General features: G+C 38.2%; 23 protein-coding genes. 16 read left to right on the top strand and 7 right to left on the bottom strand.

Going from position 1 to position 24,500, the window contains the following annotated elements:
- Positions 1-3 precede the first annotated feature (3 nt).
- The 9 genes from fbaA (at position 4) to NITER_RS05515 (ending at position 12,142) form a co-directional block, all read left to right on the top strand.
- A complete protein-coding gene (gene fbaA / locus NITER_RS05555; RefSeq protein ID WP_084275481.1) occupies positions 4-1,080 on the top strand; it encodes a class II fructose-bisphosphate aldolase in 1,077 nt (358 codons plus the stop codon).
- A gap of 18 nt (positions 1,081-1,098) precedes the next feature.
- Positions 1,099-2,010 (top strand): 1-aminocyclopropane-1-carboxylate deaminase, encoded by a 912-nt coding sequence (locus NITER_RS05550; RefSeq protein ID WP_084275482.1) that lies wholly within the window; start codon positions 1,099-1,101, stop codon positions 2,008-2,010.
- Between the two features lie 26 nt (positions 2,011-2,036).
- Positions 2,037-3,329 (top strand): histidinol dehydrogenase, encoded by a 1,293-nt coding sequence (hisD, locus tag NITER_RS05545; protein ID WP_084275483.1) that lies wholly within the window; start codon positions 2,037-2,039, stop codon positions 3,327-3,329.
- Positions 3,330-3,365: 36 nt separating this feature from the next.
- Positions 3,366-5,000, top strand: a complete 1,635-nt coding sequence (locus tag NITER_RS05540) for an inorganic phosphate transporter (protein ID WP_084275484.1) — start codon at positions 3,366-3,368, stop codon at positions 4,998-5,000.
- Positions 4,997-6,232 carry an SPL family radical SAM protein gene (locus NITER_RS05535; RefSeq protein WP_084275485.1) on the top strand — a complete coding sequence of 412 codons (1,236 nt, stop codon included), beginning with the start codon at positions 4,997-4,999 and terminating at the stop codon, positions 6,230-6,232. The genes NITER_RS05540 and NITER_RS05535 overlap by 4 nt, the downstream gene beginning before the upstream one ends.
- A gap of 2 nt (positions 6,233-6,234) precedes the next feature.
- Positions 6,235-6,975, top strand: coding sequence for an eIF2B alpha/beta/delta subunit family protein (locus NITER_RS05530; protein WP_084275486.1), 741 nt, complete (start codon positions 6,235-6,237; stop codon positions 6,973-6,975).
- A 257-nt stretch (positions 6,976-7,232) separates the two neighbouring features.
- Positions 7,233-7,877, top strand: a complete 645-nt coding sequence (locus NITER_RS05525; RefSeq protein ID WP_084275487.1) for a 4Fe-4S dicluster domain-containing protein — start codon at positions 7,233-7,235, stop codon at positions 7,875-7,877.
- Positions 7,877-8,845 carry an NrfD/PsrC family molybdoenzyme membrane anchor subunit gene (nrfD, locus tag NITER_RS05520; protein ID WP_084275488.1) on the top strand — a complete coding sequence of 323 codons (969 nt, stop codon included), beginning with the start codon at positions 7,877-7,879 and terminating at the stop codon, positions 8,843-8,845. The genes NITER_RS05525 and nrfD overlap by 1 nt, the downstream gene beginning before the upstream one ends.
- 9 nt (positions 8,846-8,854) lie before the next feature.
- A complete protein-coding gene (locus NITER_RS05515; protein WP_084275489.1) occupies positions 8,855-12,142 on the top strand; it encodes a molybdopterin-dependent oxidoreductase in 3,288 nt (1,095 codons plus the stop codon).
- A gap of 45 nt (positions 12,143-12,187) precedes the next feature.
- Here the strand turns inward: NITER_RS05515 and NITER_RS05510 are convergent, their stop codons facing one another.
- Positions 12,188-12,559 (bottom strand): c-type cytochrome, encoded by a 372-nt coding sequence (locus NITER_RS05510; RefSeq protein ID WP_084275490.1) that lies wholly within the window; start codon positions 12,557-12,559, stop codon positions 12,188-12,190.
- Between the two features lie 128 nt (positions 12,560-12,687).
- Here NITER_RS05510 and NITER_RS05505 point away from each other — a divergent pair, with 128 nt between their 5' ends.
- Genes NITER_RS05505 through NITER_RS05490 form a run of 4 tightly spaced genes read left to right on the top strand, consistent with a single transcriptional unit; the run spans position 12,688 to position 15,184 of the window.
- Positions 12,688-13,296 (top strand): TorD/DmsD family molecular chaperone, encoded by a 609-nt coding sequence (locus NITER_RS05505; protein WP_197685305.1) that lies wholly within the window; start codon positions 12,688-12,690, stop codon positions 13,294-13,296.
- Complete coding sequence (locus tag NITER_RS05500; RefSeq protein ID WP_084275491.1) at positions 13,293-14,357, top strand: 4Fe-4S dicluster domain-containing protein; 1,065 nt, start codon at positions 13,293-13,295, stop codon at positions 14,355-14,357. The genes NITER_RS05505 and NITER_RS05500 overlap by 4 nt, the downstream gene beginning before the upstream one ends.
- Positions 14,354-14,707 carry a hypothetical protein gene (locus tag NITER_RS05495; RefSeq protein ID WP_084275492.1) on the top strand — a complete coding sequence of 118 codons (354 nt, stop codon included), beginning with the start codon at positions 14,354-14,356 and terminating at the stop codon, positions 14,705-14,707. Before NITER_RS05500 ends, NITER_RS05495 begins: the two co-directional genes overlap by 4 nt.
- 9 nt (positions 14,708-14,716) lie before the next feature.
- Positions 14,717-15,184, top strand: a complete 468-nt coding sequence (locus NITER_RS05490) for a hypothetical protein (protein WP_084275493.1) — start codon at positions 14,717-14,719, stop codon at positions 15,182-15,184.
- Positions 15,185-15,191: 7 nt separating this feature from the next.
- On the opposite strand, the gene NITER_RS05485 is transcribed toward NITER_RS05490, so the two are convergent.
- From NITER_RS05485 to NITER_RS05465, 5 genes are read right to left on the bottom strand one after another with little or no spacing between them, the layout of a single operon-like run.
- Positions 15,192-15,809, bottom strand: a complete 618-nt coding sequence (locus tag NITER_RS05485; RefSeq protein WP_084275494.1) for a hypothetical protein — start codon at positions 15,807-15,809, stop codon at positions 15,192-15,194.
- A 20-nt stretch (positions 15,810-15,829) separates the two neighbouring features.
- Complete coding sequence (locus tag NITER_RS05480; protein ID WP_084275495.1) at positions 15,830-16,288, bottom strand: phosphatidylglycerophosphatase A family protein; 459 nt, start codon at positions 16,286-16,288, stop codon at positions 15,830-15,832.
- Between the two features lie 8 nt (positions 16,289-16,296).
- Positions 16,297-17,484 carry a sulfate adenylyltransferase gene (locus tag NITER_RS05475; protein WP_084275496.1) on the bottom strand — a complete coding sequence of 396 codons (1,188 nt, stop codon included), beginning with the start codon at positions 17,482-17,484 and terminating at the stop codon, positions 16,297-16,299.
- A complete protein-coding gene (locus NITER_RS05470) occupies positions 17,462-18,352 on the bottom strand; it encodes a response regulator (RefSeq protein ID WP_084275497.1) in 891 nt (296 codons plus the stop codon). The genes NITER_RS05475 and NITER_RS05470 overlap by 23 nt, the downstream gene beginning before the upstream one ends.
- Positions 18,349-19,470: a bifunctional 2-C-methyl-D-erythritol 4-phosphate cytidylyltransferase/2-C-methyl-D-erythritol 2,4-cyclodiphosphate synthase gene (locus NITER_RS05465; RefSeq protein WP_084275498.1), complete on the bottom strand. Its 1,122-nt coding sequence runs from the start codon at positions 19,468-19,470 to the stop codon at positions 18,349-18,351. Before NITER_RS05465 ends, NITER_RS05470 begins: the two co-directional genes overlap by 4 nt.
- Before the next feature lie 117 nt (positions 19,471-19,587).
- On the opposite strand from NITER_RS05465, the gene thiC reads away from it, so the two are divergent.
- The 3 genes from thiC to NITER_RS05450 all read left to right on the top strand — a co-directional run bounded on the left by thiC (position 19,588) and on the right by NITER_RS05450 (position 23,048).
- On the top strand, positions 19,588-20,922 hold the full coding sequence (gene thiC, locus NITER_RS05460; protein WP_084275499.1) for a phosphomethylpyrimidine synthase ThiC: 1,335 nt from the start codon (positions 19,588-19,590) through the stop codon (positions 20,920-20,922).
- Positions 20,923-21,021: 99 nt separating this feature from the next.
- Entirely contained in the window at positions 21,022-22,188 is a 1,167-nt protein-coding gene (locus tag NITER_RS05455; protein WP_084275500.1) for an Mrp/NBP35 family ATP-binding protein, read from the top strand.
- Between the two features lie 56 nt (positions 22,189-22,244).
- A complete protein-coding gene (locus NITER_RS05450) occupies positions 22,245-23,048 on the top strand; it encodes a hypothetical protein (protein ID WP_084275501.1) in 804 nt (267 codons plus the stop codon).
- Here NITER_RS05450 and NITER_RS05445 read toward each other — a convergent pair.
- A complete protein-coding gene (locus NITER_RS05445; RefSeq protein WP_084275502.1) occupies positions 23,045-24,490 on the bottom strand; it encodes a methyl-accepting chemotaxis protein in 1,446 nt (481 codons plus the stop codon). The two genes, NITER_RS05450 and NITER_RS05445, sit on opposite strands and share 4 nt — an antisense overlap.
- Positions 24,491-24,500: the final 10 nt, after the last annotated feature.

Here is a 24,500-nt window from a genome sequence, read left to right as displayed (position 1 = left end):
GAGATGGGAGTGAGAGAGTTTCTCAAGCCTGGTGTAGTGTGGGGTGAGGATCTTTTGCGACTGTATGAGTATGCTAAAGAGCACTCTTTCGCTCTGCCAGCAATCAATGTTGTAGGTACCAACTCGATTAATGCTGTCATGGAGGCTGCGCGAGAAGCAAACTCTCCGGTTATCATACAGCTGAGTAACGGTGGCGCGCATTTTTGGGCAGGCAAAGGTCTTGATAATGAGGGGCAAAAAGCAGCGATTCTTGGAGCAGTTGCTGCTGCAAAACATGTTCATATCTTAGCGGAAAGCTACGGTGTGAGTGTGGTACTCCATACAGATCACGCTGCAAGAAAACTGCTTCCTTGGATTGATGGGCTCTTAGCAGCAGGCGAAGAGTATTTTAAATTGCATGGTCGCCCACTTTTTAGCTCCCACATGCTAGATTTAAGCGAAGAGCCTCTTGAAGAGAATCTAGCAACTTGTGAAGAGTATCTCAAGCGTATGGCACCTCTTGGTATGCATCTTGAAATTGAGCTTGGTGTAACTGGTGGTGAAGAGGATGGAGTGGACAATACCGGTATCGATAATGCCAAGCTCTATACCCAGCCTGAAGAGGTAGCTGAAGCGTATAAGCGTCTGAGTGCAATTAGTCCATATTTTACAATTGCAGCAAGTTTTGGCAATGTACATGGCGTCTATAAGCCTGGGCATGTAAGATTAGAGCCAATTATTCTTAAAAACTCACAAGAGTATATAAAGAAGCATTTTGGCATTGATAAGGATAAACCTGTGAGCTTTGTCTTCCATGGTGGGAGTGGGAGTGAACTCTCAAAAATCCATGAAGCGATCAATTATGGCGTTGTAAAAATGAATATTGATACCGATACCCAGTGGGCATTTTGGAGTGGTGTTAAAGGGTATATCGAAAAATATCATGACTATCTTCAAAGCCAAATTGGTAACCCAGAAGGGGAAGATAAGCCAAATAAAAAATATTACGACCCAAGAAAGTGGCTAAGAGAGGGTGAAAAGAGTATGAAAGCAAGAGTCCTAAAGGCTTATGAGGATCTTCGTTGCCTCAATATCAATTAATCAAAGGGCTTTTGCTCTTTGAAGCTTCAATCTTCTCCCATACAAAAAGTGCAGTTTGAAGGGTACTCTTTTTATCTCAAACGTGATGATCTCTTACACCCCGATTTTAGTGGTAATAAGGCAAGAAAACTCTACTACTTTTTCCAAATTCCCTTAAAAATCAAGAAGGTTATCTCCTACGGCTCTATGCAATCCAATGCAATGTATTCCCTTGCAGTTTTAGCAAAGATGAAGGGTTGGCAGTTTGAATATCATACAAGGATCAATGAAGAACTTTTGCAAAATCCAAAGGGAAATTTAAAAGCAGCACTTGAAAAGGGGATGAAAATTATAGACATTGGACACTTGACAATGGACATTGGGGAGAAGAATTTATTAAGTGAGTGTAAAATCATAGATGACACTTTAATAGTACCCGAGGGGGTACGATGTAAAGAGGCTGAATATGGCATAAAAATTTTAGCCCAAGAGATTATAGAGTGGGCAAACGAGAAAAATATAGAAAAACTCAATATCTTTTTACCATCAGGAACAGGTACTACAGCTTTGTATCTTCAAAAAACTCTTTCTAGTGTCCGGTGTCCAATGTCCAATGTCTATACTGTTCCTTGTGTAGGTGATAAAGAGTATCTAAAAAAGCAGTTTTTTGCTCTTGAAGCAGATGAGAAGTTTCATCCAACTATTCTTGAGCCTCCAAAGAGATACCGTTTTGGAAAACTTTATGAGGAGCTGTTTGAAATATGGCTAAATTTAAAAAAACAAACAGGAGTGGAATTTGATCTCTTGTATGATCCAATAGCCTTTAGCACAATTTTATCCAATCTCCAATGTCTCATGTCCAATGCCTTTTTATATATCCATCAAGGAGGTGTACTTGGCAATATTACAATGGAAGAGAGATACAAGAAAAAGTTTGCTACAATCTCATAATAAATTAGTAGGAGAAGGAATCTTTTATGCGAATATTCCACACAGATGATAGCAGTTTTCAAAGGGAATTTACAGCAATTTTAGAGCGTTCCGATATGGATATAGAGCAGGTTACTCCAATTGTGATGCAAATTATTGATGAGATTAAAAAAGAGGGTGATGATGCACTCTATCGTCATATAGCAAAGTTTGATGGATGGGAACCAAAGAGCAGTGAAGATTTGCGCATTGATGCAGCTTTAATGCAAAAGGCTTATGAAAATCTTGATGAGAAGCTGCGTGCGGCTTTGCATTTGGCGTATGAGAGGATCAAGGCATACCATGAAAAGCAGATGCCAAAGTCTTGGAACGATTTTGAAGAGAATGGCACTATTTTAGGGCAAAAAGTCACACCAGTTGAAAGAGCTGGTCTCTATATTCCTGGAGGAAAGGCTGCGTATCCAAGTAGTCTACTTATGAATGCTATTCCAGCAATAGTAGCTGGCGTAAAAGATATAGTTGTGACTACTCCTACTCCCAACAATGAGCCAAATGAGCTCTTACTTGCTGCATGCCATCTTTGTGGAATTGAAAAAGTTTATAAAGTAGGAGGAGCGAGTGCAGTTGCAGCTCTCGCCTATGGTACGCAAACGATAGAAAAGGTAGATGTTATTACTGGTCCTGGCAACATCTTTGTAGCCACTGCAAAAAAACTTGTCTATGGCGAAGTCAATATTGATATGATTGCAGGTCCAAGTGAGATTGGAATTATTGCAGATGAGAGTGCAAATCCGCGCTTTGTTGCAATAGATCTTCTTAGTCAAGCAGAGCATGATGAGATGGCGAGCTCTATTTTAATAACAACTTCTGCTACTTTGGCAAAAAATGTAAGCAGCGAAGTAGTGAAGTTTTTGCAAAATCTACAAAGAAGAGAAATTGCGCAAAAATCTATTGATGAGAGGGGAGCTATAATAGTTACGCAATGTATGGAAGAGGCAATTGATTTGATGAACCAGATAGCTCCTGAGCATTTAGAGATTATGACGCAAAATCCTTTTACACTCTTACCAAAAATTAAAAACGCTGGAGCTATATTTTTAGGGGATAATACGCCAGAACCTATAGGAGATTATATTGCTGGGCCTAACCATACTTTGCCAACAGGCGGAACTGCACGCTTTTACTCACCTCTGAGTGTTGAGCACTTTTTGAAAAAGAGCTCGATTATTAGTTTTTCTTGTCAAGCAATGCAAGATATTGGTGAAGCAGCAGCAATTTTGGCACATACTGAAGGGCTAGAGGCTCATGCAAAATCTATTGAAATACGACTAAAAAAATAGACTCTTCATCTCAAAAAAGCATAGCAAGGAGATATTTTGGAACTCAAACATATACCAGAAGTCAAAAGAGCGAGGAAATTTGAAGCTTCAGATGCTGGGAGAATTATTATAGCGCTCCTCTTTATCATTGGTGTTATGTGGTATGCATCTATGCACGCAAGCGGCATTGAGCATAGAACACTGCTTATAGTTGCAGCAATTTTTGGCGGATATATGGCAATGAATATTGGTGCCAATGATGTGGCTAATAATGTTGGTCCTGCAGTGGGAAGTGGGGCACTCTCTTTGATGGGTGCAATTATTATAGCTGCGATTTTTGAAGCTGCAGGTGCACTTATCGCAGGAGCTGATGTTGTGGGTACAATCAGAAAAGGCATTATCGATCCTAATCTGATAGCCAATACGCAGATGTTTATTTGGATTATGCTTGCTGCACTCCTTGCTGGTGCAATATGGCTCAATCTTGCTACTGCTATGGGAGCACCAGTCTCTACCACTCACTCTATTGTAGGTGGTGTGATGGGTGGGGGTATAGCAGCAGCAGGTTTTGGAATGGTTAATTGGGTGACTATGGGTAAAATTGCCGCTTCATGGGTGATTTCTCCCGTATTGGGCGGACTCATTGCAGCTGGATTTTTGTATATTATCAAGAAGAATGTTATTTTTCAAGAAGATAAAATTGCAGCGGCAAAAAAATGGGTTCCACTCTATATTGCTACAATGAGTTGGGCGTTTGCAAGCTATTTAATCGTTAAAGGACTCAAACATATAGTAAAAGTTCCTCTTCCCCTTGCTGTTGTAATAGGCTTTTTTATAGCTGTACCAATCTTTATGTTTGTGCGATCATATATTGCAAAAAAAGCGCAAACGCTTCCCAATGAGCGAGAATCTATTAATCAACTATTTACAATTCCGCTTATTTTTAGTGCAGCACTCTTGAGCTTTGCGCATGGAGCAAATGATGTTGCTAATGCAGTGGGTCCTCTTGCAGGTATCAATGATGCTATTATGAGTGGAGAATTTGGAAAAAAGGCGCCAATCCCCCTTTGGGTTATGATGGTGGGAGCTCTTGGAATCTCCATAGGGCTAGCACTGTATGGTCCAAAACTTATTAAAAAAGTTGGAAGTGAAATTACTGAGCTTGATCAAATTAGAGCTTTTTGTATAGCACTTGCTGCTGCTATTACTGTTATTGTAGCGTCTGCTTTGGGACTTCCTGTAAGCTCTACACATATTGCTGTTGGGGGTGTATTTGGTGTTGGATTTTTGCGTGAATATTTGATGCGATTAGAAGATCGTGCCAAAAAAGAGGAAAAAGTGTTGGAAAAAGAGTTTCAAGAGGCAAAGATAGAGGAGGAGAGGAAAAAATTAGAAGAGTATGAAAGAGCATTAGAGGCTTTGGGAGATCCAAAAAAAGCTGATCCTTTTATCGTAAAAGCGCTCATTGAAAAAATTAATAGAGAAAAAGAGGTTATAGCTAGTCTAGAGCATGGAGAGATAAAATTAACAAAAATTGAGAAAAAGGCTATAAAGGCACTTAAAAAGTATGAGCTTGTACAACGAAGTGCTTTAAAAATGATTGTAGCAGCTTGGATTATTACTGTACCAGCTGCAGGAGTGCTGGCAGCGATGTTTTATTTTATGATTCGAGGAATTATGCTGCCAGGATGAAAATATACGATTTTGAAAAAAAAGTAGCACATACCCACTATTTCTCTCTTCCCGAAAAGCAAAGAGAGTTTATACGTAATCTAGCCTACAAGTATAGACTCTCTCATGCTGAGCTCAAGCAGATTTGTGATATTGCTGTAGATCTCTATATGTGGGCAGAGGCGAGTATTGAGGGGCTTTGGGAAGAGGGAAAAAATAAAAAAGAGGCGCTTAAGCACTTGTATGAGCGCTATGAGGCTTATAGAAAAGATCTCAAAAGCTATGAGAATTTTTCTATAGACAAAGAAAAAACACATAAGATTCGTTTTGAGCAAATTGATAAAAAACTTGGCTTTGGTATGTGTCCTGTGGCTAGTCCAAAGACGCGCTGCTGCAATCTTTGGACACTGGATATGGTAGAGTCTTGCGGGTATGATTGCAGCTACTGCTCGATTCAGAGTTTTTACAATGAAGATACAATTACTTTTAATACAAATCTCAAAGAAAAACTTTTAAATATAGAGCTCGATCCCAATGAGATTTACCATATTGGTACAGGGCAAAGTAGCGATAGTCTCATGTGGGGTAATCGTGGAGGAGTGCTTGATGCCCTCTTTGCTTTTGCAAAACAAAATCCAAATGCGATACTAGAGCTCAAAACAAAAAGCGATAATGTAAGCTACTTAGTAGAAAATGAGTATCCTCCAAATATTATAACCACATGGAGTCTCAATCCTCAAACAATTATCGAAAAAGAGGAGCGCCTCACTGCTTCGTTAGAGGAGCGATTGCAAGCGGCAAAAAAGGTGCACGATAAAGGAAGATTGGTTGGTTTTCATTTTCATCCAATGATCTACTACAAAGGGTGGCAAGAGGAGTATGGAGAGATTTTTGCAAGGCTTATAAAAGAGTTTGACCCCAATAGAGTCGCATTGGTGAGTTTAGGAACGTTAACTTTTATCAAACCAGTGATTAAAAAACTGCGCCAAAGGGCAATGAAGAGCAAAATTTTACAGATGCCACTTGTAAATGCAGCTGGTAAACTCTCCTATCCATTCTCAATCAAAAGAGAGCTTTTTCGTTTTGCTTATGAGTCTTTAAAGCCATGGCATGGAAAAGTATTTTTTTATATGTGTATGGAGGATCACTCATTGTGGAAGGATGTATTTGGCTATGAATATCCTACAAATGAGAGTTTTGAACTAGATATGAAATATAGCTATTTAGTAAAAATTAAAAGTTTACAAGAGTAGCTATGAAGTGGTGGGAGAAAGAGATAGATGAGATAGCGAATGATTCTTTTCATGGAGCTACATATCTAACGAAAAAGAGCATAGAACTTGTAAAAAAAGCCTCTTTCAATGAACTTCCACTAATACTTCCAAAACTAAAAAATGCACAGCCGTTCATGGCTTCAATCTATAACTTTGCCTCTTTTATTGAGAACAATTTACAAAACTTTTCCCCGACTCTTTGTGATAAATGGTGGATAGAGTTTGAAAAAGCAAACGAGCTTATAGTACAAAAAGCTGCACCAATACTAAGAGGTAAAAAGATTTTAACGCACTCCTTTAGCTCCCTTGTCTATAAAGCGCTATTGGAAGCAAAAGATGTGCAAGTATTGTGTACAGAATCGAGACCAAAAAATGAGGGCAGAGTTTTAGCACAGCAACTTCTGCAAGATGGCATCGATGCAACTCTCATCATAGATGCAGCTGCTGCAACACTCATCAAAGAGGTGGATGTAGTAGTTTTTGGAGCTGATGGTATAGGCAGTTTTGGATTAGTCCATAAAGTGGGTAGCTTCCCCATAGCTTTGGCAGCATATGAAATGCAAGTACCTTTGATGAGCTTATGTCCAAAGCAAAAAATATGGCCATCAGACTACGCTCTTCCCAAAGAAGAGCGCAATCCGCAAGAGCTTCATTTTCCAAATGCAATCAATATCTACTTTGATATTACACCATCCAAATACATCACAAAAATCATAAATTAAATTCAAAATAAATTGAAAAATAAATCAATATAACTGAATTTAAAAAATTGTAAATAGAAATTCTCTCTATTTGTTTCATTTTTTCAACTTATTTATTGCAAAAATCTTTCAATTTTACAATTTTTTAGTCAAAGTTAAGCAAAGAGTGTTAGACTATTAATAGCTATGAAATAGCGCATTTTCGGTATTTAGCTTGGCTTATAGTTATTAAAAGTCAAGCTTATAACACTGGTGCTTATCAGTTGAAAGGAGAAAGTATGAAGCTAGGCTTTTTGGTCGACCTTGACCTATGTATGGGGTGTAAGGGCTGCGAAGTTGCTTGTAAAGTGGAAAATAAGGTTCCACTGCATAGCTGGAGACTTCGTGTAAAGTATGTGGATGTAGGTGTATATCCTGAAACAAAAAGAACATATACGCCACTCCGTTGTAACCATTGCGAAGATGCACCGTGTGAGCGTATCTGTCCAGTGAGTGCTTTGCACTATCTTGAAAACGGTATTGTCAATATCGACAAAGAGAGATGTATCGGCTGTGCAGGATGTATGATGGCTTGCCCATATGGTGCGATTTATATGGATCCAGTCACAAATACTGCAGATAAATGTACATACTGTGCACATAGAATTGCAAGTGAGATGATGCCAGCATGTGTTGTAGCATGTCCGGTTGAAGCAAATATCTTTGGAGATCTTGACGATCCAACGAGTCATATTAGCCAATATATTATGCAACATCAAAAAGATGGTGGCGTACAAGTAAGAAAACCAGAGAAAAACACTCATCCGAAACATTTTTATGTAGGTGGTGGTCAAGTACAGCTCAATCCATTGGCAGCGAAGAGAGAAGAGGGATACAATCTTTTCAATAAAATCACGCATTTAGACCATATAGGAGGTCACTAATGGTAGAACATACAGTAGCAGCAACAAATGCAATTGTAACGCTTGATGTCCCAATTCCAGAGGTGATTTGGGGATGGATGATTACACTCAATATGTGGGCAAAAAGTATTGGTACAGGTGTTGTTTTTATCGGTGCATATCTTTTAGCACGCTATAACGACAAAGTTGGAGAAGAGGTGAAGTTTTGGATGCCTCTTATTTCATTTATCTTTTTAAATATCTTTTTACTCTTTACACTCTTAGATCTCCATCAGCCGCTGCGAATGTGGCATATATTTGCTTATCCTCATTTTACTAGTGCTATTACAGTTGGTGCTTGGATGGCGACAGTGTTTACAGGTATCATTTTTATCATGATGCTTATAGCTCTCAAAAATTTTGCTAAAAAACATGAAGATAAGATGCCAAGATTTGTAAGAGAGCTTACTAAAAAGTGTGAGGTTCTTAGTGATTCACTCTATTCTCCTCTTTTAAAAGCTGCTGTAGTCCTAGCAGTACCAGTTACTATGTACACAGCTACTATCATGGGCGAAGCAACTGCACGAGAGCTTTGGCAAACTCCAACAGAACTTGTGCAGATGATGTTAGCAGCTCTTTTAACTGGTAGTGCAGTATTTCTTATTATTGGTGGAAAATGGGGCTATGAGATAAAACGTGATTTGGCAATTATTCTTGGTGTGAGTGCATTTTTGAGCTTTACAATCTATATGGGTGAATACTATTTTGGACATATGAAAGCTGAAGAGGTTGCAGCAATTTTAGCGTATGTAAAAGAGCATGGCGCATATCATGCAATGTTCTGGGCTGGACAGTGGCTTGCATTTATTATCCCAATGATTTTAGTCTATTTTAGCCTTAAAAGCAGAAGTGCGTCACTGCTTTATTTGGCTAGCGTTTCAGCGATTGTGGGTTTGTATATCACAAAACATGTATGGCTTATTATCCCACAATTACTACCACTCAGTTAAGGAGTCGATATGAGTTTTTTAGAAAGTAGAAGAAATTTTCTCAAAGGCACAGCAGCTGCTGCAGTAGCAGGAATAGCTGTGAGCAAAGGTGTATTTGAAACTATTGCTGAAGCAAAAAGTGAAGAAGTAGGAAAATTTACCAATACACCAAAAACCATCTCTTTTTATCCTCCACTTGAAGAGTGGGATGATTTTAAAGAGCTTGATGGTGACGATTGGAAAAGAGGTGGTATAGATCGCAAAGGTGTACAAAGCGAAGATAACCCAGATGGTATCTATGTAAATGATTTTGTCATTGTTCCAACAGTATGTAGTAACTGTGAAGCTGGGTGTGGTTTGACTGCGTGGGTTGACAAAAAGAGCTTAACAGTTAAAAAATATATGGGTAACCCGCTCCATACGGGAAGCCGTGGTCGCAACTGTGCAAAAGGGTATGCAGTTTGGTCACAGATGTATGATCCAGATAGAGTCCCATTCCCACTTAAGCGTGCACCTGGAAGCAAAAGAGGTGAAGGAAAGTGGGTTCGCGTAACCTGGGATGATGCTATGAAAGAGATCGGCAAAAAAGTAGCCGAACTTTTAGAAAAAGGTGATGAAGTAAGTAGAAAAATGTTCATCTACCATGTCGGTCGACCAAATGAGAATGGATTTAGTGGGAAAGTGCCTCACACACTTGGTTTTGACGGATTTGACTCACATACTAACATCTGTAGTGCAGGTGCAAGACAAGGTTCAATCCAGTGGGCAAATGATGATAGGAACTCACCAGACTGGGCAAATAGTAGGCTTATTTTCTTGCAATCTTCCCATGCTGCAGATGCAGGACACTACTTCCAACAAAGTGCAGGATTAATTGCAGATGCAAGAAAGAAAGGTGCAAAACTTGTTGTAATTGATCCACGTCTCTCAAATAGTGCTGGTATGGCTGATCTTTGGCTTCCAGTTTGGCCTGGAACAGAAGCTGCATTGTATCTTTACTTAGCAAATAGAGTACTTCATGAGAAGAAGAAAAATGGTGAAGATATGGTTGACCATGAATTTGTGAAAAACTGGGTCAACTGGAAGAAACTCATGAAAGATAAAGAGTATCTGGGCTTCATCAAAGAAAAAGGGTATATTAGCAGACTTCCAAAAGATGAGAGCTATGAGAGTTTTGTTGAGCTACTCAAAGATATGTATAAGCCATACGATCTTGACTTTGTTGTCAAAGAGTGTAAGCTTGAAGGGCAAGAGTATAAGCTTGAACAGCTTTGGGAGATGATACAGGATGCTGGAGATAAAATATCAACTTATTTATGGCGAGCTGGGACTATTGGCCATAGAGGTGGATGGATGAACACAAGAAGTGGCTTCTTGCTCCTAGCACTCACTGGTGCACTTAAAGGTGATATTGGTGGAGTAAGTTGGCACCATTGGCATGAAGTAAGTGTCAACGGTAAATTTTTCAAAGCGACAGTAGCTGGAAAAGCGCCAGAGCGTGTCGATACATGGAATGACTACTCATGGCCACCAGAGTATCCACTCTCTACATACGAGATGAGTTTTTTGCTTCCACACCTTATTATGGATGATGAGTGGAGAGAAAAATGGAATAAACGAGGATTTAAAGTAGCAGAAAAAATAGCTGTATGGGTACCACGTATGTATAACCCAGTTTGGATCAATCCAGATGGTTTCCGATGGATAGAAGCACTGAAGCGAGAAGACAAGTTTGAACTAACATTCAACCTTTCACCAACCTGGAGTGAGACAAACTGGTACTGTGATTATGTATTGCCAACAGGGCTTTCTGGCGAGAGACATGACCAGCAATCTGCTCCTACAAAACCAGAGCAGTGGACAGCATTTAGACAACCAGCTTTAAGAGTTGCATTAGAAAAAATGGGATGGAAGCCAAAAGATCCAACAAGAGCAACACTTGAAGCACATATTAAAGCTGGTCTTGGGGAAATTTGGGAAGAGAATGAGTTTTGGGCAAATCTTTTTGTTCACTATGTTGATCCAGATGGAAAATATGGCGTAAAACAGTACTGGGCAAGTAAAGAGGATCCAAACCGGGCTATCACAATTGCAGAGCTCTATGATGCAGCATTTGCTAACTTACCAAAACTTAAAAAAGCAGCAATTGCAGCATATCCAAACAGTAAGTATCCTTGCTATGAGTTTATGAGAGATAGAGGTGCATGGACAGAAGAGACTGATGTATATAAACCACAAGAAGAAGAGATTCCATTTGATGGAGAGTATTACACTATTCATGGGAAGAAAGTTCATAAAGACCATGTAGAAAAAGATGAGTATGATGTACTCTATCATGATGGAAAGCCATTTGGAATAGAAATTGATGGGAAAGTCTATCATGGGTTCCATACACCAGATAAGAGACTCGATTTCTATGTAGATTGGCTTGCAAAAGAGTATCAGTGGCCTGAATATGCAATTCCTATCTACCCACGAGATAGGAGAGAGCGCAAAGAGATGGTGCATCTCGTAACACAGGTTCACCACGATTATATTAAAGATAAAAACCAATTTGCACTCAATACAATTTATAGATTGCCATACAACATCCATACACGAAGCGTTAACTCTAAGCATTTGATGGAGATTAGCCAAAACCATAACCCTATATGGATCCATACAAGTGATGCGAAGAGACTAGGAATTAAAAAAGGCGATAAGATTCGAGTACGAATCGTGGATACAGTAAGTGGGCTTGAAAGTGGATATTTTGTTGCAATGGCAATTCCAACTGAAGCTACAAGACCAGGAGTTTTAGCAAATAGTCACCACGCAGGACGATGGAAACTTAAAAATGCGGTAGAGATTCCTGGGTTTGAGCATAAGCTTGGTGTCATGGGAGTTGGAGCACCTCTGTATAAAATGGAGATGGATGGTAAAATCGGTAAGATGCGCGCAAAAGAGGGACTAGATAAGGGACTTAAGAAACGAGAAGATAGCTGGCAATTTAAAGAGATCAATAAAGATCTCGATAACATCTGGTGGGATGGTTTAACTGGTGCATGGCAAAATGCAGTAGCTCCAGTGCATCCAGATCCAATTGCAGGTAACCATGCGTGGCATCAGATGGTTTATATCGAAAAAGCAAAACCGGGTGATAAGTTTGGTGATGTCTATGTGAACTATGAAAATAACTTCAAAACATATCAAGCTTGGAGGGATAAACTGACTCGTCCAGTAAGCGAGAAGATGAAGTTTAGACGTCCACCTTGGATCAAACGACCTGCAACACCTCTTACATTAAGAGCCTATAAAAACCCTATGTATAAAGGGTAATGTACACAAGCCTTTTGGCTTGTGTAATATATAAGTAAATAAATTTTAGCTCCCGCTACTTGTTCCTATCTCATAATCTTGAAAATAGCGCTCTTCATCAAACAGTTTCTTCTTACCAAGAGAGTGAATATACTGGGCAATTGCCTTTATCTCATTTTCATTTAATGCTTTAGCAAAAGGTGTCATCATATCGGCTCTATTGGAATGGATAGTTCCATTTTTGTATCCATGAAGTCGTTTAATTATATAAGACTCACTTTTTCCAGCGAGTTTTGGAAAACTGTTTGCACCTTCAGCTTTACTGCCGTGACATCCATAACATCCATTTTTTGTATAGAGCTGCTCACCTTGTGTTACATTACTATCCTGTGCTAATAGATAAATTGCAGTGATACTTAAAAGAAGGGCTTTTTTCATATACTCTCCTTAGTTTGAAGATCCCATAAAGTGCTTAAGGTAAAAATAAATGACACACTGTATAATAATAAACAAAATTGATAAAATCAACTTTGAAGCTAAGATAATTTTATATAAAAGGATAGTTTTTGACTCATAGTAGAAATGCAATGTATGGACTTATTTCAAGAATTTTTGTTGGCGAGATGGATGATTTAACGCTTGCTACCATTGAAAAATTACCAAATTTTCAAGAACTTTTTCCTCATTACTATGAATGGAGAGAGCGTCAAAATAAGAGCCGCTATAAACTTATCAATGAAGTTCTCAACGTAGATTTCACTGACATTGCAGTACTTCATCTTATACCGTATGAGACTTTTTATACGCGTGAAGACGGAATGATAGAGAGCGGTGGAGCAAATCCTGTATTGCAGGTATATAATGATTTGGGATTTCGTGTGGATTATGAGAGGGCGCGCGTAGTAAGCCCTGATCATATTGGAGTGGAGCTAGAGTTTATGAAGCTACTTACCGAAGCGCAGCAAAAGGCTGAAGAAGAGAACGACGAAGAGGCTGTGCAATCGATAAAAGCAGAGCAAAAGAAGTTTTTAGAAAATCATCTTTTACAATTTGCTCCAATGTATTTTATCAATGTTGTAGAGCAAGCTCGTACACCATTTTATAAAGATGCTGCAAAGCTTGCTTTAGAGTTTTTGCTTGAAGATTATGAGTATTTGAGTGAGGAGATTGCTTGATAAGGCTTGATGCGGCTAAGTGTGTCCGCTACTACTCAAAACTAAATGAGTGCAATAGTTGTGAGCAGATCTGCCCTGCTGATGTAATTGAGACGCAAGAAGGGTCGCTTGCATTAAAGCAAGATGGCTGTATCGATTGTGGCGCATGTGTTGGGGTGTGTCCCACTGAAGCATTGCAACTGAGTGATTTTAATGTTACAGAGTTCTTTTTTGATTTTGTAAAATCTGATGAAAAAATCATTTCATGTAAAAGCAACTTTGTCTGCCTTGCAGCATTAGGAGTGGAGTATCTCATAGCGCTTGGGGCAGTCAAAGAGATTGTGCTTGATATTGGACACTGTGAGACATGTGATATTAAAGAGAAGTGTTTTGCGCAAATAGAGCACAATATTGCAGAAGCCAACTATGTACTTGAGGCTATTGAGCAAAGAGGAGTGCAAGCCAAAAAACTTGGAGTGCAAAAAGAGAATGTTCCAGATAGGAGAGAGTTTTTTAATATCTTTACACTCAAAAATGTAGTAAAAACGAAAGCAAAAATTGATGAGCAGCTTGAAGCTTTAGAAGATCCAACAGTTGGCCTTGATACAGAGCAGATTCGAGCCATTAGGCAAAAGAGTATTCCAAATAAGCGAAAACTCCTCTTTACTCTTCTTAAAAAAATTGAAAAACCAGCAAACTACAAGTATCTTGAAAATGAGCATTTGAGTTTTACATCAGAAAAAGAGATTGATGAGAGCTGCGATAACTGCTCTATTTGTTATCGTATATGCCCAACAGAGGCACTCAGTACCACGAGTAAGGCGTCTGCAATTTTGTTTGATCCTTTGCTTTGTGTGCGATGTCATCTGTGTCATGATGTGTGTGAAAAAGGAAGCATCAAGCTAGCTGAATATTTTGATACAAAGCAGTTTTTCGAACCTGAAGCCAAAATATTAGCGAAATTTACAATAGTAAGATGTGAAGATTGTGGAATATGTTTTACCTATTTTGGTGGAGAGAAAATTTGTCAAAGATGTAAAATCGAAGAGGAAGAGGCAAAACAGTTGTGGGGGATAGAATGAGACCTGAAGATATTCATGGAAAAAAACTCATAGCAGTAGCTGGGCATGATACATTTGGCAAAGCTTTTATAAGTGTCGTAAACAAAGAGGTTGCCAAAGATGGGTTGATGCTTATTGGTATAAACATCAATGAAGAGGATTTTGGATTCTTTATTTACAATCTTGCAGACTCAAAACTTGAAGTTACTATATTTATGCCAGAGTTTCAACAAAAATCTGCCCAGTTTTTCGGAATTGATGGGTATCTGCTTATGAGCAAAAAGGGCAAAAATGGGTTAGAGTTTTTCACAGCACAAGAGGAGACGCTCATTGATGATAGAAAACTATTAGATTTAGTAAAAAAGATATAAAGGAAAAGAATGGATATCAATTTTGATGATATTAAAAAAGAGTTTGATGCACTCAAAGCTGTAAAAGATATAAAAGAGGAAGCGTGTGAAATTGGGTGTGAAACGGCCGAGGATGAAGAGAGTGGGTTTATAGAGACAATTCAAAAGTATATGCTAGCACCTGTACGTTGTGGGATCTATTTTAGTCGATTAGATATCAAAGTGATAGGCCTTATGATTGATGAAGATGTACAGGTACGAGAGCGTAAAAGAATGCTCAGAGACATTCTTCGTTCTATTACCTCCAAAGAGGGGTTTGCTGCTTTTATTGATGCAGTTGATGCTACAGCAAAACAAAAGATTGCTGTCTATGATGAATTGGCACAAAACTTTCCTCACAGTGCGAAAATTTTTGAAGGCAAAAAAGAGGCTTATGAGAAGTTTAGAAAAGTGTTAGATAAAATCTTGCAAAATTTTGAAGAGGTAGAGCAGGCGTAAGCCCGCTTTACATTGTTGGAAATGGCAATGCCATAGGTGTACAGCTACGCGCCTCTTTAAGTGGTATTGTAGGTTTTGCACCACTTCCAAAGTCTTCAAGTTTCATAACTGTCTTTCCATTCTCTTTTGCAAGTACAATGCCAAAAGGAACTTGCGAGCTTACCCAAACTTCACTCTTTTTATTTTTAAATATAGCAACTTTTATCTTTTTTCCATTGGGAAGAGTGTAGGTTGCAAATTTAATATGCGGTTTATTGGGGTTATACTCTTTAGGTGTTGTTGTATGGTATCCAGCATTTTTATCTGCATTCATCATTCCTATCATCTCTTCACTCATACACATAATACCTTGAGGTGTTTTTGTTATAAGTTTTTGGATAGCTCTATCATTTCCTACTGCACTCCAGTATTGCGTAACCATTCCGTTACTCTCTATTTCTACAATATTGACTTTAAGTCCCTTATACTCGGTGGTACCGAGAAACTTTGTAGTCATTGAAAATGTACCTTCATCGGTATAGATTATATATTTAGCCCAATCACCCTTTTTAAGCTTCATAAACCCTGTATATGGACTTGCAAAAAGTGCTAGTGCAGTAAATAGCAATATGAGCAGTTTTTTCATTGTACACCTCCTTTTTTTCATTATAACAGATTGTGCGTAAAAACAACGTATACTAAACCTGTAGATAGTCCTGCAAGAACTCCTGCTAAAAGGTCATCTGCCATAACACCAATGCCACCGGGGAGTTTTTCAAGTTTTCCTATATATGAAGGCTTTTTGATATCGAAAAATCTAAAAAAGAGTATACTCAATAAAAGCCAAGGCAGTGTGGTACTAGGTAGGAGAGAGATTGCTAACCAAATACCAGCAATCTCATCAATAACTATTGAAGGATCATCGTGTGTTTTTGTTGCTTCTTCATATTTGTTAATCTCTTTTATAGCAATAATAGTTATGAGAACAACAAGCAAAAAGAGTGTTGATTGGGGCATAAAAAGTAAAATAATCCAAGCTAAAACTGCTCCAAAGAGCGTTCCCCATGTGCCGGGAGCTTTTGGGAGGAGTCCAGTATAGCATCCTGTAAGAAAACATTTTTGCATGGTTTTTCCTATGTCAAAGAGGTAGTTTGATAGAGTTTCATGAGTTCTTTATAGAAATCTTCTTCATTATGTTTGACTATGAGGCCTGGGTTTGGTATGAGGTCAGCAAAGAGTTTTTCAAGATTTTTAAATCTATTTGGAAAGAGCTCACTCAAAATTATAGCACTTATCTCTTTGCGCACTAAAACTGCAGGCGGCAAAATACCAAGCTCTAGAAGTTCTAAAATAGAGTCTGCATGGTAGGAGATATGGTGATGCGTACCGTGAGGACAGGTATTGGTGCTCACTAATGTTTTACACTCATTACAGTATACAAACTCACTTACTGTTTCGATTTCAATAGTAATGCCTTTGATATTATCAAAAACACTTTTTACGCTATTTTTATCGTAATAAAGTCCCAGACCCGCGTGGTTTTTTCCTACAACCAGTTTTGTGCAACCAAAGTTTTGTGCTACGATTGCATCGAGAATCAATTCATTAAATCCAGCAAAAATATAGGTGTTTTCTAATGGTGCTATAATGACACGATTTTTTGGAAGGTAGTTACTCACAAAATACTCAAGACACTTTTTACGCAGCTCATAGGAAAATCTATCTTCAGTGTAGGGTTTGAGTAAAAAGAGTACTACAAGGTCGCTATTTTCCATAGTAAGCCGAATGAGTCTTTCGTGGGCTCTATGGAGAGGTTTTGCTGCAAGCATAATAGCTGCCACATTTTTTGCTTTAAGCTCTTTTTTCTTTTTTGCGATAAGCTCTTTTGTTCTTTTCAAATCATCAAAAATAACATGAAATTTACCACTAACAGCATATTTTCCAAGTCTTTGGAGATTCTTTTTAATACCTGGATGAGAGATATCATCTGTACCATATATATTTTTGATACGTTGTAGTGGATCAATTGTAAAAACCTCTTCGACTTCAATCTCACCTACATCTCTATCATTTTCAACAAGTGCGACTTTATCCCCTTTTTTTAAAGCTTTAATAACCTCTTGATTCTTTTTTCCACTGGGTGCGAGAATGAAAGAGAAAGGAAAAGTTCTATTTTTATACTCTTTAGTGCGGTCTACCTCTTGCGTCTCTTTTTCATTCATAAGTTTATCGACTGGAAAGAGAAGTCCCTCTTGCACGAGAGCTAATGAAGCGAGCGCCTCTTTATCGATATAGATTTTATTTTTTCTTAAAGATTTCATATTTTTTCCTTTTTTCCCAAAGGCTTTTGCGAGAAATCCCCAATTTTTTTGAGAGCATAGTATCGGGAAATTTGTTTTGATAATTTATAATTATATATTTGACATACTCATCTATAGTGAGAATATCATTCCTATCAAATATTTTGTTATCGCTTTTAAGAAAGATTGTCTTAAAAGGTATCTCCTCTTCTGCAGATTCAGTAGTAGAGACAATTGCTCTTTTATCTTTGATAATATCGAAAAACTGCTGCTTTTCGCTTTTTTTAAGTGTCTGAAAATCACTAATATAGAGGAGTTGTGTATCTTTTTCATTTTTGATTTTATTGAAGATCCCTTTTTCAGTAAGTGAGTAGAATTTAAAGGGCTCTTGTAAGAGATTAGCAAATGAGAATGCATATGCATCGGCATATTTTTGATAATTCGTTTTTATAAAGAGGGGGAGGGGTTCTTTGATGGAGATATTGTCTATTTGTAATCCTTTAAAGGAGTGAGCAATATATGCTTTGTATGCAAGATTTTCTTTTTTTAGATGTTCATGCTCTATGAGGTGATTTATTTTGCGAATAAGTTCATCCATAATAAATGGTTTAATAATGTAATCATTGGCTCCCTTTTGCAGCGGTTCAGCTACAGTATCATGAGTAAGATGTGTTACAAGTAAAATGACGATTTTATCTTTAAAAGCGTTGAGTACAGGATAAAAATCTTGACCATTAATGTTGGTAGAGAGTAGTATGACATCATAGTTTTTATCACTCAAAGCATCTTTGATTCCAGCAGCCAGTTCACACTGAAAACCTATTTCACTCAGTTTTGCAGAGATGCTTTGAGCTAAATATATCTCATTTTCGACAATTAATACTCTCATATTTTTCTCCAATCAAAATATTTCAATGTAGCAATAGCTTGTGCAGCTATTCCTTCTTTGCGTCCTACAAATCCTAACTTCTCCGTAGTTGTGGCTTTTATATTAAGGTTATGCGGGGGTAGCTCAAGCAGTGATGCAATGGTTTGTTGCATTGCAGGTTTAAAATCGAGAAGTTTTGGCGCTTGCGCCATAATAGTAAGATCAATCTGCACGATTGTAAATCCGCATTGACGCAGAAGTGTAGCAGTTTTTTGTAGCAAAACTTTTGAGTCAATATCTTTATATTCCATATTGCTATCAGGAAAAAGTTCTCCAATATCGCCAAATCCCGCAGCCCCCATAAGTGCATCAATAATAGCATGGATTGCCACATCTGCATCAGAATGTCCAGCTAGTCCTAAATGGTGAGGAACTTCTACTCCACAAAGCATGAGAGGCCTACCTTCGCAAAATGCGTGTACATCAAATCCCATTCCAACACGCTGCGTATTTGCTGGGGGTTGTAGGCAATCAAGATAGTGAAGATCTTCTTTGTATGTAAGTTTACGCTGCTTCTCGCTTCCTAATACATACACTACATCTTTTCCAAGAGCTTTAATTGCTGAGCTCTCATCTGTAAACTCTCTCTCTTGTAAAAGAGCTTCTTGTAATATTTTTGTGCGAGAGAGCTGTGGAGTTTGGATAAGTTTTACTTCACTTCTATCAATTGTTTCATTTTTATACATAACAGTATCTACTGCTGGTACATAGGGAGCAATGCAATCTGCTTTGCCTTTTTGTTCAAGGATTCTTTCTATTACCTCTTTTTGCACACAGACTCTTGCTATATCGCTAATGAGGACATATTCGCTTCTTACATGCTCAAGAGCATTGCGTATTGATTCTTGTCTTGTATTTCCACCTGGTATGACCAAAGCATTACTATACTTTTCAAAAAGTGGTTTTTCTTGAGGATGGGCTGTAAGTATGATATTGTTAAATTGTGCAAAAGATGTAAATCTGTGTAACACATAGAGCCATAGAGGCTCATCACCTATCCATAACCACTGTTTCTTTACTGGCAGTGTAAAGCGCGAAGAGGCACCAGCTCCTAGTAACACAAGTGTGATCTCGGACAATATTTATCCTTTTTCCCTGAATGTTACAAAATTATACATAATAAAAGCTTTTTTTTATCTTTTTTGAGTAATATTTTGAAAAGCCAGCCTTAGCTTTAAGCTTTGAAGGAGAAAAATATGAGAAGAGAATGGGTTGAAAAGAGAAAAAATAATACTGTTAAAACACAAATGTACTATGCTAAACAGGGCATTATCACTGAGGAGATGCAATATGTAGCACAAGTTGAAGGGCTGGAGCCTGAGACAGTGCGAAAAGAGGTAGCGCGTGGACGCATGATAATTCCTGCTAATGTTAATCATATCCATCAAAAACCGATGGCAATAGGAATTGCAGCAAAGTGTAAAATCAATGCAAATATTGGAAGTAGTGCATTAGCAAGCGATATTGAGGGCGAAGTTGAAAAGGTGAAAGTGTGCCAAAAATATGGTGCTGATACTATTATGGATCTCTCAACTGGTGGAGATCTTGATGCAATCAGGCAAGAGGTTATCAAAAATGCAGAAGTTCCTATTGGTACAGTACCAATCTATCAAATCCTCCATGACTGCAATAATAAAATAGAAGATCTTACTATTGATAAGATGCTTGAAGTCATAGAGCGCCAGGCGCAGCAGGGTGTAAGCTACTTTACTATCCATGCTGGATTTTTACTCCGTTTCATGCCACTTGTAGCTAAGAGAAAAATGGGAATAGTCTCAAGAGGTGGCAGTTTGATGGCAGCGTGGATGATGCATTACCATAAAGAAAATCCATTCTATACGGCCTTTGATGATATTTTAGATATTTGTCGCAAATATGATGTAAGCCTCTCTCTTGGAGATAGCTTGCGACCGGGATGCCTTGCTGATGCAAGCGATGATGCGCAGCTTGAAGAGCTCAAAGTTTTAGGTGAGCTCACACTCAAAGCATGGGATAAAGATGTCCAAGTGATGATCGAAGGGCCGGGGCATGTTCCAATGAATCAGATCGAGCGCAATATTAAAATAGAGCGCGACTACTGCCATGAAGCACCTTTTTATGTATTAGGTCCGCTTGTTACCGATATCGCTGCAGGATATGATCATCTTGCAAGTGCAATTGGCGCTGCAATGGCTGGCTGGTATGGAGCGAGTATGCTTTGCTATGTGACACCTAAAGAGCACCTTGGCCTTCCAAATGCCCAAGATGTGCGCGAAGGTATTGTAGCGTATAAAATAGCTGCCCATGCAGCAGATATTGCAAGAGGAAGAAAAGGTGCAAGAGACGTAGATGATGCTATGAGTGATGCGAGGTATCATTTTGATTGGAATAAGCAGTTTGAACTTGCACTCGACCCCGATCGTGCGCGTGAGTATCACGATGAAACCCTTCCACAAGATGTTTTTAAAGAGGCTGAATTTTGCTCTATGTGTGGACCTAAATTTTGTAGTTATAAAATCACACAAACTATCCTCGAAGAGCACGGAGCATAAGCTCCGCTGCACTATATTCTGCATTTACCTCAAAAATTAATCTCTATTAAAGTTAAATAGGATAAAATTTATCCGAATTAAAAATAAAGGAGCAGTGTAATGCTAAATGAAGCAAAAGTAAAAGAGGTTTTAGGCACTGTTGCATATCCTGGTTTTACCAAAGATATCGTGACATTTGGTTTTGTTAAAGCTGTAGAAGTAAGTGGAGACAGAGTTTTTGTGGAGCTCGATATCACTTCAAGTGCTCCGGAAGTAGCACAGCAACTGCGTGATGAAATCACAAAAAAGCTGCAGCTTGAAGGGGCAAAAGAGGTTGTTGTCAATATTCATCAGCCAAAAATGCCAAGAGAGACATCAAGTAGAGGAAAAAATCTCGCTCCTCAAGTGAAAAATTTTGTGATGATAAGTAGTGGTAAAGGGGGAGTTGGTAAATCGACTACTACAGTCAACCTCGCAATCGCAACTGCAATGCAAGGCAAAAAAGTAGGAATCCTTGATGCAGATATTTATGGCCCAAATATCCCTCGTATGATGGGAATTCTCGGAGCACAGCCAGAAGTTGTTGGCAATAAAGTTAAGCCTATTGAGACAAAATATGGTGTAGAAGTGATGAGTATGGGTGTACTTATGGAAGAAGGGCAGTCACTCATTTGGCGCGGTGCAATGATTATGAAGGCGGTTGAGCAGTTTTTAAGAGATATTTTATGGAGTGATTTGGATGTGCTCTTTATCGATATGCCTCCAGGAACTGGTGATGCACAGCTGACTCTAGCACAGAGTGTACCAGTGACTGCTGGAGTAACAGTTACAACACCACAGATGGTGAGTCTTGATGATAGTAGACGAAGTCTTGATATGTTCAAAAAACTCCATATTCCAATTGCTGGTATTGTAGAAAACATGAGTGGTTTTATCTGTCCAAATTGTAGCACTGAGAGTGATATTTTTGGCAAAGGTACATCACATGATGTAGCTCTTGAGTATGGAACAAGTGTACTCGGGGAGATTCCAATTGAGCCAGCAATTAGGGAAGGGGGTGATGAAGGAAAACCGGTAGTTTTCTATCATCCTGAGAGTGAGACTGCAAAGCGCTATCATCAAGCTGCAAACAGACTCTGGCACTTTATCGAAAAAGTGAATGAAGAGGGAGGGGCGAGCAACGAGATGATCCAACCAACAACACCTCCAGGTGTGAGTGCATGCTCTACTGGTGGCAATACACAAAGTGGCGGCCATCAAGATGGTGGATGCGGATGTAATCACTAAGCGAGGGAGACCTCGCTTTTGGTATAATTACCTCAAAGATGTAATAAGAGGTAGTAATGCAAAAATTTTATAAAATTGCTGTAATCAACACCAAAGGAGGTGTTGGAAAAAGTACGATCAGCATGCAATTAGTAGCTCCCTTTCTCTACCAGAAATCGCAAAACCCAGTATCATTTTTTGAACTTGATGATGAAAACGAAGATAGTATCTCTTTTGAAAAGAGCCGTTTGGTATGGCTAGAGCGTATAGGTGTTGCAGGGCAAGATCTTCGTGAGGAATTGCGTGATATCTTGCTTCTTGAAAATAATATTGTTATGGATGTAGGTGCAAATAAGACAGCTGTATATGTACTCGATGCACTTATAGATAGTGGTATGGTATATGCTTTAGATGCAGTTGTTATTCCGTTAATGGATGGGGAGCTTGATGCGACAAGTGCCATTCACATCTACCAAAAACTTAAAAATGCTAATAGTGAGCTAAAAACTGTATTTGCTCTCAATCGATGGAATGAGATGCGTGAAATAGAGTCGCAATTTGATATTTTTTTAGGTGATAAGTACGGTTTTTTTGATACAAAAGGTGTTATAAACTATATCGATGAAGAGGATCGTAACTACCTTGTATTAGCAGATAGTGATGCTATTAAATACTCTCGTGCTTTTGGTATTACCCTTTGGGAGCTTGCTAATATGGAGCTTGATATAGACGAAGAGCTCAAAAGAGCGATTGATGAGGGTGCAAGTAAAGAGGAGATAAAGAGGCTTAGTTTTAAAAAATCTCTCAAAAGTGATTGTGAAAGATATAATGAGCGCATTTTACAAAAAGCATTTAAAAAGCTAGAAGAGATCTTAGACTAGATATAAGAGCTTAAAACTGCACCATACTCCTTTTGTAACTTCATTATCTTTCTTTGAGCAATTTGCGTAATAAGATTGACGTTTTGATTCTCTTCTGAAGCGCTATAAATACTTGTTTCCAAATTTATTATTTCGCTTTTAGCTGCCTCTATGAGTTTGAGCATTTGTGAAAATATAATTGTAAATCCTCCGCCTTCCTCTTTAGTATGAGCAGATTCAATAAGACCATTGATGTGGATAAAGTCGAGCCTATTGATGAGGACATTGAGCTCTTGAATGTTGTAATACATTGAACGCAGTTGACTTTTAGATTTATCCACATTTATTGCTAAGTGTTTTGCATATATTCGCAAAAGCTCAAAGAGTTCGTTAATGTTATTGATAACTTCTTGCTGTTTTTCATGGCTGAGTGAGGCTTGTGAGAGGTTTTGGATCATCTCTTTGATAAAGAAGGTAATCATCTCAATAATGAGTTTAGAGGAGAGAATATTAAAGCCTATATCTTCGATATCTTTTTTTGTATTTTCTATGATTTTACTAAGTTGCAAAATCTTACGTTCGCTTAGTTCAGCATTTTTTCGCATCTCATGTGAGAGTGTAGAGAAAGAGACTCCATCCTTTTTTATTTTATAGCTCTCTATTGAAGCATTGAGTGAGAGTAGACGGATATCTTCTGCCAGTTCATAAATAAACTTACTTTTTTTGTTGAGTTCCTCATTGAGATTTAAAAAAAGATTTACTTTTCCAAAAATCTCATTAAAGTAGCGGTTGAGACGGAAAAAGATTGTTTGGAGATTACATAGTAAATCAATAAATCCAATATTTTTATTATTAACTTGTGTTAAATCTGTTTGACAAGAGACGTTATTTTGATTATCAAGAAGTTTCTCTCTACTTTCAATCTCTTCAAAAAATGCTCTTTTTGAAAAATCTTCATATGTTTCAAAACCAAGTGCATGGAGTTTTTCCATTAAAAAGGCGTGTGCACTCTCCATATCGTTTTTGAGTTCAACTTCTAAAATCTCTTTGTAAAGATTGGGGATAAGATCAAATATCTTGGAAGAGGGCTTAAGACGAATGGAGATATATTTCTCTATTTCTCCTTCCTCATTTACAACAGGATAAATTGCAGCTAAGACCCAGTAGTAGCTGCCATCTTTTGCCATATTTTTTACGTACCCTACAAAAGGTTTTCCTGCTTTGATAGTATCCCACACAGCTTTAAAGATAGCTCGTGGCATATCTGGATGACGTATGATATTGTGTGGTTTACCAATGAGTTCATCTCTATCAAACTTTGAAACTTCTTGAAAAACATCGTTTCCTGTAAGGATTATACCTTTTGGATCAGTAATTGAAAAGAATAGCTCATCAAGGGCAAAAGGGGATTCGCTATTTTTGGGCTCAATCCCTCTTTTATTATAAATATTTTTATATGTCATTTTACAGCCT

Source organism: Nitratiruptor tergarcus DSM 16512, from assembly GCF_027946175.1.
Taxonomy (GTDB): Bacteria; Campylobacterota; Campylobacteria; order Campylobacterales; family Nitratiruptoraceae; genus Nitratiruptor; species Nitratiruptor tergarcus.
This window is presented reverse-complemented; position numbering and strand designations above follow the sequence as displayed.

Excerpts from the sequence above, each read along its gene's own strand:
- fbaA (WP_084275481.1), top strand. The coding sequence starts at position 4 with ATGGGAGTGAGAGAGTTTCTCAAGCCTGGTGTAGTGTGGGGTGAGGAT.
- hisD (WP_084275483.1), top strand. The coding sequence starts at position 2,037 with ATGCGAATATTCCACACAGATGATAGCAGTTTTCAAAGGGAATTTACA.
- NITER_RS05535 (WP_084275485.1), top strand. The coding sequence starts at position 4,997 with ATGAAAATATACGATTTTGAAAAAAAAGTAGCACATACCCACTATTTC.
- NITER_RS05530 (WP_084275486.1), top strand. The coding sequence starts at position 6,235 with ATGAAGTGGTGGGAGAAAGAGATAGATGAGATAGCGAATGATTCTTTT.
- NITER_RS05525 (WP_084275487.1), top strand. The coding sequence starts at position 7,233 with ATGAAGCTAGGCTTTTTGGTCGACCTTGACCTATGTATGGGGTGTAAG.
- nrfD (WP_084275488.1), top strand. The coding sequence starts at position 7,877 with ATGGTAGAACATACAGTAGCAGCAACAAATGCAATTGTAACGCTTGAT.
- NITER_RS05515 (WP_084275489.1), top strand. The coding sequence starts at position 8,855 with ATGAGTTTTTTAGAAAGTAGAAGAAATTTTCTCAAAGGCACAGCAGCT.
- NITER_RS05510 (WP_084275490.1), bottom strand. The coding sequence starts at position 12,559 with ATGAAAAAAGCCCTTCTTTTAAGTATCACTGCAATTTATCTATTAGCA.
- NITER_RS05495 (WP_084275492.1), top strand. The coding sequence starts at position 14,354 with ATGAGACCTGAAGATATTCATGGAAAAAAACTCATAGCAGTAGCTGGG.
- NITER_RS05490 (WP_084275493.1), top strand. The coding sequence starts at position 14,717 with ATGGATATCAATTTTGATGATATTAAAAAAGAGTTTGATGCACTCAAA.
- NITER_RS05485 (WP_084275494.1), bottom strand. The coding sequence starts at position 15,809 with ATGAAAAAACTGCTCATATTGCTATTTACTGCACTAGCACTTTTTGCA.
- NITER_RS05480 (WP_084275495.1), bottom strand. The coding sequence starts at position 16,288 with ATGCAAAAATGTTTTCTTACAGGATGCTATACTGGACTCCTCCCAAAA.
- NITER_RS05475 (WP_084275496.1), bottom strand. The coding sequence starts at position 17,484 with ATGAAATCTTTAAGAAAAAATAAAATCTATATCGATAAAGAGGCGCTC.
- NITER_RS05470 (WP_084275497.1), bottom strand. The coding sequence starts at position 18,352 with ATGAGAGTATTAATTGTCGAAAATGAGATATATTTAGCTCAAAGCATC.
- thiC (WP_084275499.1), top strand. The coding sequence starts at position 19,588 with ATGAGAAGAGAATGGGTTGAAAAGAGAAAAAATAATACTGTTAAAACA.
- NITER_RS05455 (WP_084275500.1), top strand. The coding sequence starts at position 21,022 with ATGCTAAATGAAGCAAAAGTAAAAGAGGTTTTAGGCACTGTTGCATAT.
- NITER_RS05450 (WP_084275501.1), top strand. The coding sequence starts at position 22,245 with ATGCAAAAATTTTATAAAATTGCTGTAATCAACACCAAAGGAGGTGTT.
- NITER_RS05445 (WP_084275502.1), bottom strand. The coding sequence starts at position 24,490 with ATGACATATAAAAATATTTATAATAAAAGAGGGATTGAGCCCAAAAAT.